The sequence below is a fragment of the Clostridium acetobutylicum ATCC 824 genome (genome assembly GCF_000008765.1).
Taxonomy (GTDB): domain Bacteria; phylum Bacillota; class Clostridia; order Clostridiales; family Clostridiaceae; genus Clostridium_S; species Clostridium_S acetobutylicum.
In genome coordinates, this window is sequence record NC_003030.1 from 3,013,725 (window position 1) to 3,031,059 (window position 17,335).

Below are 17,335 nucleotides of genomic sequence, written 5' to 3' on the forward strand. Positions count from 1 at the left end.
GCTTCCTCCTTAAAATCTCTATAAAACCAAGTAAAGTGTTAATATATTATTAAAAACTTCATCCTAGCTTTTCTGTAACTTAAGTTAAACATTTATTATATCAAATCCAGCTGACTTATTTAACCTATTCATAATAGCAACTCCAAAGCCTTCTTCGTCAAAAGCTTCAGAAAGTATAACATCAACACCACAATCATCAAAATCTCTTAGAGTTTCAAACAAATTTCTTCCTATAGAATAAATATCTTTTCTACTTCCAAGTGATATTACAATAGCATTTCTATAATTATTCTTTGTTTCATCAGTTGCCATTATTCCAACTTTTTTATTGTCATCTATATAATTTTGCACCATTTCGTTAATTTTTTCAATAGTTTTTTTCAAATCTCCATCTATTATTTTCACTGGAGCTTTTGGAGCATAGTGTTTATATTTCATTCCAGGTGCTTTCGGCTTAAGAGAAGGTTCTGGTTTAGCCATTATTGCCGGGTCTATATACGCCTTTTCATCTACTTTTCTAACCATCTCAAGTGTTATTGCCCCTGGTCTTAGAATACATACTGGATTGACTGTACAATCTATTACCGTAGACTCTAATCCATATTCACACTTATTTCCTCCGATTATATAATCTACTTTACCATTTAAATCCTCTATGCACCTTTCAACATCTGTTGGGCTTGGTTTTCCTGATAAATTTGCAGATGGGGCTGCTATTGATACTCCTGAAAACTTTATAAGCTTTCTTGCAATTTTATCGGATGGCATTCTTACGCCTACACTTGTAAGTCCTGCACTAGTTACATCTGATATTATGGATTTTTTCTCCATTATTAAAGTCATGGGTCCTGGCCAAAATTCACGCATAAGCTTTCTAGCACTGTCACTAATATTCCGAACTACCTTATCAACATCTTCAAAGTCAGATATGTGAATTATTAGTGGATTATCTTGAGGTCTACCCTTTGCTTCAAATATTTTTTTTGTAGCTTCTCCATCTTCTGCATTAGCACCTAAACCATAAACAGTCTCTGTTGGAAAAACTACCAGTTTGCCATTTTTTATGAACTCACCAGCTTCTTTTAGAATTTGTTCATCTACATCATCTTCATTTAAATTAACTATTTTAGTGTACAAATTTAAACACCTCAGGTTTCCTTAATCTTTTTAAGCTGCTCTATGCATTCATCAGTAAACTTAGCCTGTAGACATACTTTAAAAAGAGTATTTAAAAGAATATATTTTTTATATCCACCATTTCTTATAATTACATAATAATATTCATCTTCAGGATGAAGCTTCTTTAGCTTCAAATAATACGAAGAAATATCTGGATACTTCTTTAAAAAATTCTTCCCAACAATTCTTAAATACTTATTTCTAAATCTAAATTTGGTTATAAGTATTATTTTCATGTTTTTTCCATCTTCTTCAGTATGAACTAAACTCACTTTTTCACACACAATATTATTGTTCTTCTTAAATATTCCGTCAGTTATCTTTACTTTAAACCCATCGTATTCGTGATTTAAATGATTATTTTTTATTCTAACTAATATGGAAAGTATCACAAGCAGCTCTATTACAACTAAATAAATTATGTAAAATATATTAACTACATGCGAATGTACTAAGACTACTGGCAATGCACAAAAAATAAAGCACATAAAAAGGATAAACAAACTATCGTAGCTATTCTGCTTTTTTATGGCTTTATCTAAATTCACAAAAATCACCTTCTATAAAATCAATCTTTTGTATTTCCCATCTCTTTCATTTTCTCTGCTTGTTCAGCCGTTATAAGACCATTTATAACTTCGTCTATATCTCCATCTAGGAACTGTTCAAGTTTATATATTGTAAGTCCTATTCTATGGTCTGTTATTCTACCCTGCGGAAAATTGTAGGTTCTAATTCTTTCACTTCTATCTCCACTTCCTACCTGATTTCTTCTGTTTTCAGCTATTCCCGCATTTCTCTCTGCTTCTGCTTTTTCATAAAGTCTTGCTCTAAGTACCTTCATTGCTTTTTCTTTATTCTTAAGCTGTCTTTTCTCATCCTGACATGAAACAACAATACCTGTAGGAAGATGTGTTATTCTTACAGCAGAATCTGTAGTATTTACGCACTGACCACCGTGTCCTGAAGCTCTAAATACATCTATTCTAATGTCGTTAGGATTTATTTCTATATCAACATCATCAACTTCTGGAAGTACTGCAACTGTAGCAGCCGATGTATGAATTCTTCCACTTGATTCTGTATTTGGAACTCTTTGCACTCTATGCGTTCCACTTTCATACTTCATCCTGCTATAAGCTCCATTTCCCTTTACCATGAATACAATTTCTTTAAATCCACCTATATCAGTCTCGTTAGCACTCATAACTTCTGTATGCCAACCTTGTCTTTCTGCATATCTAGTATACATCCTAAATAAGTCAGCGGCAAAAAGTGCAGCTTCTTCTCCACCAGTTCCACCTCTTATTTCAACAAATACATTCTTGCTATCATTTGGATCTTTAGGTAGAAGCATTACTCTAAGTTCTTCTTCATAGTCTACAACGCTCTTTTCTAATTCCTTAATTTCTTCCTCTACCATTTCTTTAAGCTCAGCATCTATTTTGTCCCTAAGCATCTCTTTATCTGCCTCAAGATCTTCCTTTGCCTTTTTGTATTCTCTATATTTTAAAACTATGTTTTCAACTTCCGAATGTTCTTTACATAACTTTTGCCATTCACTTTGATTAGCCATAACTGATGGATCACTTATCTTTACAGATAGTTCATCATACTTACTTTCTATGAATTCAAGTCTTTCTAACATTATTATCACTCCGTATTTATATTTTCACAATAATAAATTATAACATATAAAACTTCTCATAATCAAATTTGTAAAGCTTTGTTACAATCCACCTCTTACGGCCAAAACTACTCTATCCATTCTTGCAAAATCCTTTCTTGTTTCAATAGATACAAATCCTTCATTTTCTAATATGTTGGAGACCTCATTTGCTTCGTCACTTCCTATTTCGTAGGCAATAAGTCCACCTGGTTTTAAAACCTTTTTACTCATAGAAGTTATTCTTCTATAAAAATCAAGTCCATCCTCTCCGCCTACAAGTGCAATTATTGGCTCGTAGTCTTTTACATCATCCATAAGCTTTGGGATTTCATCCTCTCTTATATATGGTGGATTTGATACTACAATATCAAACTTTTCTCCTCTCTCTATAGGTTTTTCAAGTAAGTCCCCATTCTCTATTTTTACCCTGTCCTCTAAATTTAAACCTTGGCGATTTATTTTGCTGACTCTAATTGCATCAGGAGATATATCACTGCACAGTACCTCTACATCTTTTGCATATTTAGCTATGGAAAGCCCTATAGCCCCACTTCCTGTGCAAACATCACATACTTTTTTGTAATTATTAAGCTCTATATATTCTAAAACCGCTTCTACTAAAATTTCCGTATCAGGCCTTGGTATTAAAACACCCTTTTCAACATGAAAATCAAGTCCCATAAACTCACATTTTTCCGTTATATATCTAATAGGCATTTTTTTCTTTCTCATATTTATATAATCAAAATACTGCTTTAGGCTATTTTCCTCTATCTCATATTCTCTATTTGTAATTAAAAATATTCTATCTTTTTTAAGCACATATGACAGTAGAATTTGACTATCTTCCATATAAAACTCATCATTAGTTTCTTTTAGAACAGAGTACGCCTTAATAAGTGCATCTTTTATTTTCATTGTGCATCTGTCTCCTCTATAGACTTTTCTTCTTCATCATAATCTATGCCTTCAGCAACCCTTAAAGCTTTTATTGCGACTTCTAGTTGATCTTCCGACGGTTCTCTAGTTGTAAGTCTTTGAAGCATTAGTCCTGGATAAGATAGTATTTTAGAAACCTTACTTTCGCTTTTTCCCATCCATTTTATAATTTCATATGTAATTCCCGATACAAGAGGAAGAAGTATAATTCTCCATATTATTCTCTCTGGCAGAGAATTCCACTTTGCAAATGAAAAAACAATAATACTTACTATCATAACTAAAAATAAAAAGTTTGTACCACATCTAGGATGAAATCTTGAATACTTTGAAGCTTTTGATGGAGTAAGTTCATCCTCCTTCTCATAGCAAAACACGGTTTTATGTTCTGCACCATGATACTGAAAAACCCTTTGAATATCCCCCATCTTACCTATAATGAATATATACATTATAAATATAAATACTCTTATTACACCCTCAAAAAAGTTTAATATCACAGAATTATTGCTAAACCTTGAAAATAAATTTGCTAAAAAAGTGGGAAGTATAAAAAACACCGCCACTGCAAATACAAGTGATACCATAAGTGAAAATACTATTAAAAGATCATTTGCCTTATCACCCAAAATTTTTTCAATCCATTTATCAAAATTTGAAGGTTTTTCATCTTCATCTCCTTCTTCACAAAAAGAAGCTGAATAATTTAATGTATTAATACCTACAACCAAAGATTCAATAAGCGATACAAATCCCCTTACTATCGGCAACCCAAAAAACTTATTTCTCTTTGTATATGGAATAACATCTTTAAATTCCACCTTAATACTTCCATCAAGAGTTCTAACTGCCGTAGCTATTCCCTTGGCACCTCGCATCATAACACCTTCTATTACTGCTTGGCCACCGACTGTTCCTTTCTTACTCATTATATATTACACCTCTTTTTTTTGTGGAACAACATGGCATTTCCTACATCTTGCTTCATAAGACTCCATTGCTCCTATCAAAACCACCGGATCATCATAAAACGCTGGCTTTCCATTTATTAACCTCTGCGTTCTAGTTGCTGGATTTCCACATACAACGCATATTGCCTGAATCTTGTCTACAAATTCTGCAATAGCCATAAGCTCTGGTATAGGTCCAAATGGCTTACCTCTAAAATCCATATCAAGTCCAGCGCAAATTACTCTTCTACCACTCTCCGCAATTTTATTTACAATTTCTACTATTTCATCGTCAAAAAACTGTACCTCATCGATTGCAATTACCTCTGTATCCTCCTCAAAATATTTTAATATTTCTCTACTATTTTTAATTGCAACTGCCTGTTCCTTCTCTCCCATATGAGAAACTACATCTTCTTTACTATATCTGTTATCTATTTCAGGTTTAAAAACTTGAATTTTTTGTTTTGCAATTTTAGCTCTTCTTATTCTTCTTATAAGTTCTTCTGATTTCCCACTATACATTGGTCCTACAATAACCTCAACCCATCCGTGGTCCTTTGGTCTGTACATAAAATATTATCCCTCCACATGGAATTTTTTATATATGAATTTAGTTCATTTCTTTTACATTGACATTAATATATATTCTATCAAATATGTTGGATTAATTAAAGTGCTTTATTTCGTTCTATACAAATTTATTGACTAAAATACCTGTAGATGTTATAATATCATAGTTGATAATGTAGATACTTAGAGAGGTGAATGTAATGCAAAAGGATATACAACCTGAATACCATCAAGATGCAGTTGTTAAATGTGCGTGCGGAAATACTTTCACAACAGGCTCAACTAAAAAAGAATTAAAAGTTGATATTTGCTCAAAATGTCATCCATTCTTTACAGGACAGCAAAAAATTGTTGATGTTGGTGGAAGAGTTGAGAAGTTCAGAAAAAAATACAACTTGTCAGCAGACAAATAAATCAATTATTTAGAGAAACGGAGTTAATTATAATAATAATCTTCGTTTCTTTGTTTTTTTGCATGATTTTTTAATAATATAAAAGTGAAGCTTTGACTTATACTTTCAAAACTTCACTTTTATGCTGCATGTAGGTATATACTCTAACATAAATTATTATTTTTTAGATAACCTTAACTCAAACCTTACATTGCAGTATTTATTTTTTCACCATTTTCCCTTATTGATTACATTTACAATTTCATTATTGTTCTCAGTCTCATTAAGCATATTAATAAGCTTCTCCGTAACATCTTGAGTACTATTATTGCTATAGAGCACTCTTCTTATCTTGAATGCAGCTTCAAGCTCATCATGACTTAAAAGTTCACTTTCTTTTCTTGTTCCTGATTTATATATATCTATTGCTGGGAAAATTCTTCTTTCCTGAAGTCTCCTATCAAGATGAACTTCCATATTTCCAGTACCTTTAAATTCTTCAAATATCATATCATCCATTCTACTGCCGGTATCAATTAAAGCTGTTGCAAGTATCGTAAGACTTCCGCCTTCTTCTATATTTCTAGCAGCTCCAAAGAATTTTTTAGGCATAATTAATGCTCCTGGATCAAGTCCTCCCGAGAGGGTTCTACCAGTTGGAGTTATTGTAAGGTTGTATGCTCGTGCAAGCCTGGTTAAACTGTCTAAAAGTATAACAACATCTTGACCTTGCTCTACCATTCTTTTAGCTCTTTCAAGTACCATGTATGCAACCTTCGTATGATGCTCTGGTTCCTCATCAAAGGTAGAATATATTACTTCTCCCTTTATACTTCTTTGCATATCAGTAACTTCCTCAGGCCTTTCATCAATCAAAACAACTATGAGTTTAGTTTCAGGATGGTTTTTAGCTAAACTTTGAGCCACACTTTTAAGAAGTGTTGTTTTTCCAGCCTTAGGTGGTGCTACTATAAGTCCTCTCTGACCTTTTCCAATAGGGCTTATTAAGTCCATAAGTCTTGTTGCAAGTTCATCACTATTTTTCTCTAAACTTAGCCTTTGATTAGGATATATAGGAGTTAATTTTTCAAAAGGCTCTCTTCTAACAGATTTTTCAGGATTTTCGCCATTAACCTTCTCAACATATAAAAGAGCCTTAAACTTCTCTCCCTCTTTAGGTATTCTAACCTTTCCTTGGACCTCATCACCTGTCTTTAGATTAAATCTTCTTATCTGCGAAGGTGAAACATATATATCTTCCGGGCTAGTTAAGTAATTTTTTCCTCTTAAAAATCCGAAATTATTATTTTCAACTAATTCAAGAACTCCCTTTGCTGAATCTGATTCATCTACCATTTCTTTAAATCTTTCATTTTTGTTTTCCTTTTCTTTCTGCACATATCTATTATTATTGGTATATGTTTTTTCAGCAGGTCTACTGACATTACCATTACTGCTCTCTGACGTATTACTTTTCTCCGATAGATCATTTTTAGGTTTTATATTTTCCTTAAGCATAATTCCGTTTTTTTCTATGCTGTTTGGAGATTTTTTATTTATCTCATCAATTAAATCTTTTTTCCTATACTTAGATACATTCCTAAGTCCAAGCTCCTTTGCAAGTTCCTTAAGATCATTAACAGTCATACTTTCCAAGTCATTTAAGTCATTATTAATCAAAAAGTAAGCACCTCCAATAATTTATACTGTAAAAATTATTTGCAACTTTATTTTATTTTCAATACATAATTTACAAACAAAGCAAATTACATTTAATATCGGGAATTTATCAATACATAGAATCGAAAAGAGAAGACAATATTATTCCAGGATGGAATAATATTTAATTGAAATATCAAAAACGGTATATGTTATCTATAAAGTTTATACTTAAAACAAATAAAAATCAAGTACCATAAAATATTATATCATCATATATGATTTCTTATTAATTTCAGAATACTTTTTTACTCTATACCCTACCTTATCTGGTTCTCCCATAAACATAACCGGTAAGCCTAAAGTTTCACAGCCATAAATGAACATTTCCTTCTTAAAAACGTCCCAGAGGTTACAACTAAATTTGTGAAATTCATCACATATAGGGCATTTAATTTTAATATTTATTCTTTTATTTTCCACATAAAATTCAAAATCCTCATATAAAGCATTCAATTTCTTTATTTGAAAAATAGTAAGTTCATTTATATTATATCCACCATATTTATTCTTAATTGCAATAGCTATAGAAGTGTTAAATGTCATATTTTCACCTCCATACTTTATTTTGAAGCAAAGAACATTCTCCACTTATCAAATACTTTAATATTTACTAGTTAATAACAGTTCAACTACTAAATTAAACGAACTGCTTATAATAAATAATTCTATAAAACCACAAGAAATCCTCTAACTAAAAAAAATTTTGCTGAATGAATCAGCAAAATTTTATATATACTAGACTAGTTAGGATTAGATTTATACCAATTTCCATCCTTGTACCATTCTTCTCCTGATACATCAAATCCTGGTTCATTATGCCCTGGAATTTGATTTACCCCATCATTAAAAAGCACCTTTGCACTGGTACAGTTATCAATTGTATATGAATACCATCCATTACCATCATCTTTCATTTTTGCTCCTGGCCACTCTGGTCCTGTAACTCCACCTGTAGCATCATAGAAATATATATTAGGTGCTGCCCAAGTACTTATATTTTTAAAGTGAACCTTCATATAAGTATTATATTTCTCAGTATATACCTGTGATTTATCACCACTCCCATCTACAGCCATGAATTCAATAGTCTTACTTGAATCTATTGTAATAGGACCTGTATATTTTGTACTATTTACTGTTGGCACTGTTCCATCAATAGTATAATAAATAGTTGCTTTCGCATCACTTGATGTAAGAGTTAATGTCTGACTTCCAGCATAGCTTCCACCTTTTAAACTTGGTGAAACAGTTATATCAGGGTTATATTGATATAATGTCCCATTTTCATACCATTCTTCACCAGTAACATCGATTACTGAACTTTTATTTGTTTCATCATTAAATGTAGCTTTTGCTGCTGTTGTATCTTTAATGATATATGAGTACCAACCATTACCATCATTGTTCATTTTAACTCCTGGCCAGTCAGGTCCCTTTACTCCACCTGCAGTATTATCATAATACACACTAGGTTCACTCCAGTTAGTTGGATTTTTATAATGAACCTTTATATACGTAGTATATTGCTCTGTAAATACATCCGACTCATTTCCATTAGCATCTCTTACTATAAATTTAAGTGTCTTACTTGAGTCTATTGTAATAGGGCCTGTGTATTTTGTACTATTTACTGTTGGTGCTGTTCCGTCAAGAGTATAGTATATCGCTGCATTTGGATCTGAGGCTTTAAGTGAAACCTTTTGAGGTGATGTATATGTTCCACCCTTTACATCTGCATAAGCTGTTAACTGCACTTGGTTACATGGTACATTTATATTCTTATCGTGTCCAGCAGAAACTTTTATATACACAACACTTCCATAGGTGTCCGTACCTACTACATATCCTTCTCCTTGAGCATTTTTTAGTTCATCATAGCTTGCATATCTAGTTATTCTACGTCCTCCCACAGTAACATCTCCGCTTGATTTTACATGCATTTTAACTATATAATTTTTCAAATCTGATTTATAATATCCCGTTTTGGGACTGATATTAAATTGTACAGACTTTAAGTCCTTAGCTCTTTCAAGTGTCATCTTTTGATCAAAATAAGAACCATTTTCATAATTATAACTAGTTCCATCATCATCGTAATAATCAAAGCTTGATGCCTCATTGCCAGGAAAAGCGTCTACATAAACATCAGTTATTTTCTTTTCACCTACATAGTTTTCAAAGTCTTGTGTAGGAATAATTGCTCCGCTCTTTATAAATAAAGGTATATCACTCCAATTGGTTGAATCCACAGCATAGTTTATAGTTTGTCCACCTGTATATTCTCTTCCTGTTGTATAGTCTATCCAATTTCCTTCTGGCAAATATATACTCTTTGAAGTTTGACCTTCTTGAACAACAGGTGATACAAGCATGTAATCTCCAAACATCCAAGCTTCCTTATCATTTGCTGCATTAGAATCATTAGGATATTCCATCATAAGTGATCTTACAAGTCCTAATCCAGATTGTGATGCACTTCTATCATATGAATATATATATGGTATTAAAGTGTATCTTAACTGCATAGCTTTCTTTGCAGTGGCCTCTGCAGTTGAACCAAATGCCCATGGATAGCGTACCTTATTATCTTGACCATGAACTCTAAATATAGGTGTAAATGCACTGAATTCCATCCATCTTGCATAGTTTTCAGGTGTTGGATCCCCTCCATTGAAACCACCTGTATCCATTCCCCATTTAGCTTCTCCTAGATTAACTGCTGAAAGCATTCTTTCACGTTGATTTGCCATACTATCAAAACCAGTAGATATATCACCAGACCACATTCCATAAGAATATCTCTGTGCTCCAGCATAGTAGTTTCTATTAAGTGACCACACTCTTTGATTTTTGTGCCTTCTTTGACCATCATATATAGCTCTTTCCATATTCATATTGCCAAAGTTTCCAAAGTTAACATTTTCATCACATTCATCATTCCAAAAACCTACAATACCTTTATCAAAAGCGCCTTGAATGTTATTCCACCACCATTTTCTAACTTGTGGCAATGCAAAGTTTACATTTTCCATCATTTTACCTGAACAGTAGTCTGAAGCCTCACTATCACCTGGAAGCCACCAACCCTTTGATGTTACATATCTTCCCTGCTTTGAATCTGCAAGGATTCTTGGTTTCATTATACCTGTCATCTTAAGTCCTTTAGAATCCATATAAGCCTTTAACTGACCATTTTGCGAATCAGGAAAATTATCTGTATTCCATTTAAATTCACCGTAATTATCTTGTCCCCATTTTTTCCAGTCAAAATCAAGACAAAAGTTATCAATAGGTAGTTGCTTAGAACGATAAGTATTGATTACACTTTTGAGTTTTGCCTCATCATTTCCAGTTCCAGATAGCGAATTATCCCAGCCCCATTGAGTATTTGTGAAACCGTTTGCCCATTTAGGAAACATTGGTGCTTTACCAGATACATCTGATTCTTCTGATAAGATTTCTTTAGGATTCCCAACCATTACATAGTAGTCTGTATCTGTTTTTGAAATTCCATCATATTTAAGTGATGTATCCCCAATTGTAAAGCTTCCTCCATCTGAATCCACAAGTAATCCATAACCATCATTGCTCCATACAAATGGCGAACCGCAGTGTCCTTGATATCCAGCATAAACAGATTCTGTACCATTTCTAAGCATTCCCTTACTTGAATCTTCCTGAAAATTATATCCGTTTATTCCATAAAATCTATCCCCCGAATTATGAGTAAAACTTGCAGTCTTACTAGCTGTAGAATCCTGTTTTAAGAGTAATTTTCCCTGAAGATCATATACTAAAATACTCAAATCCTCTTTGTTTATTTTTAAAACCATTTTCTTAGTTGTTATAACCATAGGGTCTGATTTAATATCACTGGATACTATATTGCCTGTACTCCACTTTTTATTAGGGTCTACTACTAACGTATCCTTACTTGATTTTCCATTTGGTTTATAATCAACTTTAAAAACTTGAGGTTCACATATCCTAATTATTGTTTCATCTTTACCTTTTTTTATTTTTAATGTATTTCCATTTAATTTTGCATGAAATTTTTTTTGTGAAGATGATTTTGAATTTTTATTAACTACCTTATTAGTATCTGCTTTTACGTTTATATTTAAGGCTTGAGGCATAGCACTTACTACTACCGCAGCAGCAACAAGACAATATAAAGTCCTTTTCCATATACGTGTTTTTGAACTATTATACATTATATTTTACCACCCTTCATTATTTTTATAATTTTTTATAATTCAAGTGATTTATTTATGCAATCGTTTTCCCTTATAGTAAATTTTGTCTCCATTATATTAGTTTTTATTAAACGTTTTCACCTCCTATAACATAAACTAGAGACCTATTCAAGCATTATGTACCTTATATGCTTTATTTTATACAAAGGTTTAATTTCAACTTAATTATATACTGTTTACCTAAAATTGTAAATACCTTTTTTAACATTTTATTTCATTTATGTATATTGTTCAAATATATATTTAATTCTATATTAATCTTAGTAATCAAAGTAGGTTACTAACGCAATGTAATCTAGTTATTAGTAAAAAAAGCATATTTTCAAAATGAAAATATGCTTTTTTTAATATTTTATTTTTCTTTTACTGTACACGCAACTTTTATAAAATCCCTGAAAAGAGCATGTGGTCTATTTGGTCTTGATTTAAATTCTGGATGAAATTGTACTCCAACAAACCAAGGATGATCTTTAATTTCAACTATTTCCACTAACCTATCATCTGGACTTGTGCCCGCAAGAATTAATCCTTCTTCAGTTAATCTTTTTCTAAACTCATTGTTGAATTCATATCTATGTCTGTGTCTCTCATATATAACTTCTTCTTCATATGCATCATAAGCGTTTGTATCTTTTGATAATTTACATGCATACAATCCAAGTCTCATAGTTCCACCCTTGTCATCTATATCCTTTTGATCTGGCATAAGATCTATAACAGGGTATTTTGTTTGTGGATCTATCTCTGAACTATGTGCTCCTTCAAGTCCTAAAACATTTCTTGCATATTCAATTACGGCACATTGCATTCCAAGACATATTCCAAAGAAAGGTATTTTATTTTCTCTAGCCCATCTTATCGCTTCAATTTTACCCTCAATACCTCTATCTCCAAAACCTCCAGGAACAAGTATACCATCAACATCGCTTAATACACTATCAACGTTATCCTTTGTTACCTCTTCGGAGTTAATCCATTTAACATTTACAGAAACATTGTTTGCAAAACCTCCATGATTTAGCGATTCTACTACTGATATATACGCATCATGTAATTCAACATATTTTCCTACAAGTCCTATTGTAACTTCTCCTGAAAGACTTTTAATATTCTTAACCATGCTTTCCCACTCAGAATTGTCCACTTCTTGGCATTCAAGTTCTAATTTTTTACAAACTAAAGAATCCAATCCTTGGTCATGAAGCATTAATGGAACTTCGTATAAATTTTCTGCATCTAGATTTGAAATAACAGAATCTCCATCTATATTACAGAATAACCCTATCTTGCTTCTAACATCTTTTGATATTTCTTTTTCCGTTCTGCAAACTATAATATCTGGTTGAATACCTATTCCTCTTAACTCTTTAACTGAGTGTTGAGTTGGTTTTGTTTTTATTTCTCCTGCTTTTCTAAGATAAGGTAAAAGTGTTACATGTATAAAACATGAATTTCCAAATCCAACTTCATATTTTATCTGTCTAATAGCTTCAAGGAATGGAAGTGATTCTATATCACCAACTGTTCCTCCTATTTCTGTTATTACAACATCTACATCTTTTTCTTTTGCAACTCTATATACTCTCTCTTTAAGCTCATTTGTTATATGAGGTATTACTTGAACTGTACCTCCAAGATAATCTCCTCTTCTTTCTTTATTTATAACTGACCAATAAACTTTTCCTGTAGTAACATTACTATTTTTACTTAAATTTTCATCTATAAATCTCTCATAATGGCCTAAATCCAAATCTGTCTCAGCACCATCATCTGTTACGAATACTTCACCATGCTGATACGGACTCATTGTTCCTGGGTCTACATTTATGTAAGGATCAAATTTTTGTATTGATACCTTAAGCCCTCTATTTTTAAGAAGTCGTCCTAGAGAAGCTGCTGTTATTCCTTTCCCTAATGACGAAACAACTCCACCTGTTACGAATATGTATTTAGTTTTCATCAAATTACCTCCTATAAAAATTTATTATATACTCCAAAAAATAAAAATAATTCAATTTATTATTGACAATATACATAAATAAGTATATAATAAAAAATACACTCACTTATGTATATAGTCTTGTATGTAGTATTTTTTTATTTTTAACACATGTATTCTATTTTATCATATATGTGTTTTTTTTTCTACTTTTATTTTTAATTTTATTTAATGATTATATTATGTTTTTGACCTCATCATCGATTCTAAGGTACATTTCCCTGAATTTTTTATTAATAAGAAACTTTTCTTTAGCCTTCTTATAATTGTATACCATTTGTTTTTTACTAATAGTATTCAAGTCATTAGTTACATTTTCAAATTCAACTCCGTATTTCTTCATCAAAAGAAAAAACGTATACTTGCAATCCTTATCCCTTAAAATTTCACATAATTGTTTTGATGTAATTCCCTTATATTCACATATAGTTTCTATTATCTTCTCGTAATCAGCCTTAAACATAAAATTTAACCCCTTTCTATATAAACATATATTTTAATTATTCACATTAAAATCCATAATTAAACATATTACATAGAAAAAAGGCACCACACTAAAGTGCCTTTATGGTTATATCTATATTAGTAGTTTGTTTTAATTGATTTACTACGTTTAAATCATATATAATTTTCACATCTCCACCCTCATCACTTACATCTATAGCTATTTCTTTAGTCCATATCTCAAGCTCCATCGTACCATATGGTGTACTGTATATAGAGTAGTTCTTTTTATCCTTTTCAAATTCCATTTTAGTCGAAGTAGAACCGTGTCTAATAATAGAACATTTATCTTCTTTAATCTTTAGTGTAGTAGTAGTTCCCTCCATACCTGATATCTCGGTTTCCTTATAAGTTGCATAATAACAGTTATTTCTTTTATAAAAGTCCCCCGGCGTAACAACTTCTATTGGTTTTTCATCCTCCGCCTGCTGACTTGAAATACTTATAATTGCCCTTCTATCCATTAATATTTCTCCTATTTTAAGCGTTATTTCTACTTGCTGCAAGCTCTATTAACTCATCAATAAGCTTACTGTAATCTTTTCCTGCTGCTGCCCATAATTTAGGATACATACTGATACTTGTAAATCCTGGAATTGTATTAACTTCGTTAAGATACATCTCTGTTGTATCCTTATCAACAAGAAAATCTACTCTAGACATTCCAGAACAATCAAGTGCTTTATAAACCTCTATAGCAATATTCTTTATTTTTTCAAGATTTTCGTTGCTTAAGTTTGCAGGTATCAAAAGCTTTGATGCTGCATTTTCATACTTTGCTTCATAATCATAAAATTCTTTTGCAGGAACTATTTCACCAGGAATAGCTGCTTTAGGTTCTTCGTTACCAAGAACAGCAACTTCAATTTCTCTAGCATTAAGAGCTTCTTCAACAAGAATCTTTCTATCATATTTCATAGCTTCTTCAAGTCCTGCTTCAAGTTCTTTCCTATTATGTGCTTTTGTTATTCCAACAGAAGATCCACTATTAGAAGGTTTTATAAATACTGCATATCCTAATTTATTCTCTATTTCTTTTATTATCTCTTCTTTACTAGTTTTATATTCATGTGCATGTACAACTACATAATCTGCTTGTTTTATATTAAAGTGTTCAAGTACGTATTTTGTATATACTTTGTCCATACAGACTGAAGATGATAGTACGCTAGGTCCAACACATGGTACACCTACGAGTTTACATAGACCTTGTATAGTTCCGTCTTCGCCATATAAACCGTGCATAACTGGAAATACAACATCTACCTCCTTATTAAATAATATTGCTTGGCCATTTGGGCTTTTGTAAAATTCATCTTTTTCCCATTCTCCGTTCTCTATTTTATCTGCACTTCCTGTATATTCAAACCATTCACCCTTTTTAGTTATTCCTATAGGGAATAGATCATATTTCGATGTATCTATATTTCTTAGAACCGAAGCTGCTGATACTCTTGATACCTCATGTTCTGTTGATTGTCCTCCAAATAATATAGCCACTTTCTTTTTCATAATATCGCTCCTTTAAACATTTCATAAAACCTATAATTATTATAATATACTAATTTACAATAAAAAACTACCACAAGATAGTTTATAAAACTACCTTGTGGTTCTATATATAATACTCATAATACTTACATTATGGATTATAAAATATTCCTGCATAAAAGCTTCGACCTCAGAATCTTTTATATGCCAGAATGTTTTAGCTTTTTGCGTAATTATATACTTAATACTTAGAAGCATCAACATTACATAGTTAATTTTCCATTTGGAGTATTTCTTATTTGAAGTATTCTAGTTTCATATCCTGTATTGGCATCTATATATTCAACGAAATCTTGACCTTTATAGCTTCCAACAAACTCATATGTCAAAACTTCTGTATTGGTTTCTGTTGGAACTACTGCAAGATTTACACTTGTAATATTAAGCCTTCTTCCAACTTTAGTTTGTGCTGTTTGCTGGCTTACTTTAGGAGAACCAAAATTTCTAGTATCTACATGAGAAGTAAGATACTTTTTAGCATCAACTCCAACTATGCTTCCATCATCTAATGACACTTTAAGTTTTATCATATCAGGATAAACAGATACATTATTTTGGTTATATATATAACTTATAACACCTACATTTTCATAATTTAAAAAGTAGGTAGACTTCATATTCTTGAATCCTAAACTATTAAGATAATTTATACCTATATCCGTAGCTTTTTTCATGTCTATATTGCTTTTACTAACAGTTTTATTATCAAGTAGGGTAATTAACTTTCCACCATGTTTTGTAACCTCGCACCTTACTCTACTTGCATTCTTATCTCTACCCTTTATAGAAACGTTAAATGCATACATAGGTATGCCAGCTTTACCACTATCAGTTGTTTCTATGCTTTTTATTCTATTTTCACCAATTGCTTTTCTAACTACACTTTCAGCTTCCTTTTGACTTACCACTCCCATTGAATTAACCTTAGGTGTAATTTGAAGATTGTTATCTGAGAACGGACCATCATATATAAGTGCTGGATACTGGGCAGATTGTTTTTGAATATTTTTAAAACTATCTGATATATTAGCTCCGTTAGCGGAAGCAAGTACTCCACTCATTTTTCGTCTTATTTCCCCCCAGCCTACTCTTCCTAAATTTATATTATTTTGTACATCCTTTAACTGATTCTCAAGACTATCTGCTTGATTTCTTAACCTTTCAACCTGGGATATATCCGAAGCACTTAATTCCTCTCCTTTAGCTGATTTATTTTCAAGAACATAGCAAAAATCTCCTAGTTGCGATATAAATTTGCTAGTACCTTGAAGCTGTTCCTGCGCAATAGGCATGGAGTGGAGCTTATCATTTGCTATAGTCGAATATCTATATATATCTCCTAGCACCAAGGTATTCTGTTCTCTAGATCCAAGTATTGGAACTTTAGAAAGATCCGCCCCTATATTTTCTACTGAATCTATAAGTTGATACATACTTTTATCGTATTCTCCCTGAAGATAATTCCTGTAATCTGTTCTTTCTAAGGTCATAAGTATAGCATAACTAGTAGAAAAAACTACTATAAGTGACACCGCTAATGTATATGCAATTCTTTTAGCACTGCTTTTCATCATTAATACACTCCTCTGTTTATTAATAAG

The 17,335-nt window shown here is 31.7% G+C and carries 15 protein-coding genes; 1 reads left to right on the forward strand and 14 read right to left on the reverse strand.

Annotation, left to right across the window (positions count from 1 at the left end; translation table 11 throughout):
- Nucleotides 1–84: 84 nt before the first annotated feature.
- The 6 genes from CA_RS14835 to CA_RS14860 form a co-directional block, all read right to left on the reverse strand.
- A complete protein-coding gene (locus tag CA_RS14835; protein WP_010966166.1) occupies nt 85–1,137 on the reverse strand; it encodes an L-threonylcarbamoyladenylate synthase in 1,053 nt (350 codons plus the stop codon).
- Nucleotides 1,138–1,148: 11 nt separating this feature from the next.
- Nucleotides 1,149–1,727 (reverse strand): hypothetical protein, encoded by a 579-nt coding sequence (locus CA_RS14840; protein WP_010966167.1) that lies wholly within the window; start codon nt 1,725–1,727, stop codon nt 1,149–1,151.
- 20 nt (nt 1,728–1,747) lie between these two features.
- Entirely contained in the window at nt 1,748–2,827 is a 1,080-nt protein-coding gene (gene prfA, locus CA_RS14845; RefSeq protein WP_010966168.1) for a peptide chain release factor 1, read from the reverse strand.
- A gap of 81 nt (nt 2,828–2,908) precedes the next feature.
- On the reverse strand, nt 2,909–3,766 hold the full coding sequence (gene prmC / locus CA_RS14850) for a peptide chain release factor N(5)-glutamine methyltransferase (protein ID WP_010966169.1): 858 nt from the start codon (nt 3,764–3,766) through the stop codon (nt 2,909–2,911).
- Nucleotides 3,763–4,716, reverse strand: coding sequence for a DUF1385 domain-containing protein (locus CA_RS14855; protein WP_010966170.1), 954 nt, complete (start codon nt 4,714–4,716; stop codon nt 3,763–3,765). Before CA_RS14855 ends, prmC begins: the two co-directional genes overlap by 4 nt.
- A 6-nt stretch (nt 4,717–4,722) precedes the next feature.
- Nucleotides 4,723–5,310, reverse strand: a complete 588-nt coding sequence (locus tag CA_RS14860) for a thymidine kinase (protein ID WP_010966171.1) — start codon at nt 5,308–5,310, stop codon at nt 4,723–4,725.
- A gap of 200 nt (nt 5,311–5,510) precedes the next feature.
- On the opposite strand from CA_RS14860, the gene rpmE reads away from it, so the two are divergent.
- The gene (gene rpmE, locus CA_RS14865) at nt 5,511–5,723 is read left to right on the forward strand and encodes a 50S ribosomal protein L31 (RefSeq protein WP_010966172.1); all 213 of its coding nucleotides are present in this window, start codon (nt 5,511–5,513) and stop codon (nt 5,721–5,723) included.
- A 207-nt stretch (nt 5,724–5,930) separates the two neighbouring features.
- Here the strand turns inward: rpmE and rho are convergent, their stop codons facing one another.
- From rho to ypeB, 8 genes are all read right to left on the reverse strand, one after another.
- Nucleotides 5,931–7,382, reverse strand: coding sequence for a transcription termination factor Rho (gene rho, locus CA_RS14870; protein WP_010966173.1), 1,452 nt, complete (start codon nt 7,380–7,382; stop codon nt 5,931–5,933).
- 243 nt (nt 7,383–7,625) lie between these two features.
- Nucleotides 7,626–7,967 (reverse strand): hypothetical protein, encoded by a 342-nt coding sequence (locus CA_RS14875; protein ID WP_013913601.1) that lies wholly within the window; start codon nt 7,965–7,967, stop codon nt 7,626–7,628.
- A 197-nt stretch (nt 7,968–8,164) separates the two neighbouring features.
- Nucleotides 8,165–11,638: a TIM-barrel domain-containing protein gene (locus tag CA_RS14880; protein ID WP_010966174.1), complete on the reverse strand. Its 3,474-nt coding sequence runs from the start codon at nt 11,636–11,638 to the stop codon at nt 8,165–8,167.
- A 394-nt stretch (nt 11,639–12,032) separates the two neighbouring features.
- Nucleotides 12,033–13,640, reverse strand: coding sequence for a CTP synthase (locus CA_RS14885; RefSeq protein ID WP_010966175.1), 1,608 nt, complete (start codon nt 13,638–13,640; stop codon nt 12,033–12,035).
- 214 nt (nt 13,641–13,854) lie between these two features.
- Nucleotides 13,855–14,142, reverse strand: a complete 288-nt coding sequence (locus tag CA_RS14890) for a hypothetical protein (RefSeq protein ID WP_010966176.1) — start codon at nt 14,140–14,142, stop codon at nt 13,855–13,857.
- 91 nt (nt 14,143–14,233) lie between these two features.
- Nucleotides 14,234–14,647: a DUF1934 domain-containing protein gene (locus CA_RS14895; RefSeq protein WP_010966177.1), complete on the reverse strand. Its 414-nt coding sequence runs from the start codon at nt 14,645–14,647 to the stop codon at nt 14,234–14,236.
- Nucleotides 14,648–14,663: 16 nt separating this feature from the next.
- The gene (locus CA_RS14900; RefSeq protein WP_010966178.1) at nt 14,664–15,695 is read right to left on the reverse strand and encodes a D-alanine--D-alanine ligase family protein; all 1,032 of its coding nucleotides are present in this window, start codon (nt 15,693–15,695) and stop codon (nt 14,664–14,666) included.
- A gap of 242 nt (nt 15,696–15,937) precedes the next feature.
- On the reverse strand, nt 15,938–17,305 hold the full coding sequence (gene ypeB / locus CA_RS14905) for a germination protein YpeB (protein WP_010966179.1): 1,368 nt from the start codon (nt 17,303–17,305) through the stop codon (nt 15,938–15,940).
- Nucleotides 17,306–17,335: the final 30 nt, after the last annotated feature.

Excerpts from the sequence above, each read along its gene's own strand:
- CA_RS14880 (WP_010966174.1), bottom strand. The coding sequence starts at position 11,638 with ATGTATAATAGTTCAAAAACACGTATATGGAAAAGGACTTTATATTGT.
- CA_RS14900 (WP_010966178.1), bottom strand. The coding sequence starts at position 15,695 with ATGAAAAAGAAAGTGGCTATATTATTTGGAGGACAATCAACAGAACAT.
- CA_RS14875 (WP_013913601.1), bottom strand. The coding sequence starts at position 7,967 with ATGACATTTAACACTTCTATAGCTATTGCAATTAAGAATAAATATGGT.
- prfA (WP_010966168.1), bottom strand. The coding sequence starts at position 2,827 with ATGTTAGAAAGACTTGAATTCATAGAAAGTAAGTATGATGAACTATCT.
- prmC (WP_010966169.1), bottom strand. The coding sequence starts at position 3,766 with ATGAAAATAAAAGATGCACTTATTAAGGCGTACTCTGTTCTAAAAGAA.
- CA_RS14885 (WP_010966175.1), bottom strand. The coding sequence starts at position 13,640 with ATGAAAACTAAATACATATTCGTAACAGGTGGAGTTGTTTCGTCATTA.
- rpmE (WP_010966172.1), top strand. The coding sequence starts at position 5,511 with ATGCAAAAGGATATACAACCTGAATACCATCAAGATGCAGTTGTTAAA.
- CA_RS14855 (WP_010966170.1), bottom strand. The coding sequence starts at position 4,716 with ATGAGTAAGAAAGGAACAGTCGGTGGCCAAGCAGTAATAGAAGGTGTT.
- CA_RS14890 (WP_010966176.1), bottom strand. The coding sequence starts at position 14,142 with ATGTTTAAGGCTGATTACGAGAAGATAATAGAAACTATATGTGAATAT.
- CA_RS14895 (WP_010966177.1), bottom strand. The coding sequence starts at position 14,647 with ATGGATAGAAGGGCAATTATAAGTATTTCAAGTCAGCAGGCGGAGGAT.
- CA_RS14860 (WP_010966171.1), bottom strand. The coding sequence starts at position 5,310 with ATGTACAGACCAAAGGACCACGGATGGGTTGAGGTTATTGTAGGACCA.
- ypeB (WP_010966179.1), bottom strand. The coding sequence starts at position 17,305 with ATGAAAAGCAGTGCTAAAAGAATTGCATATACATTAGCGGTGTCACTT.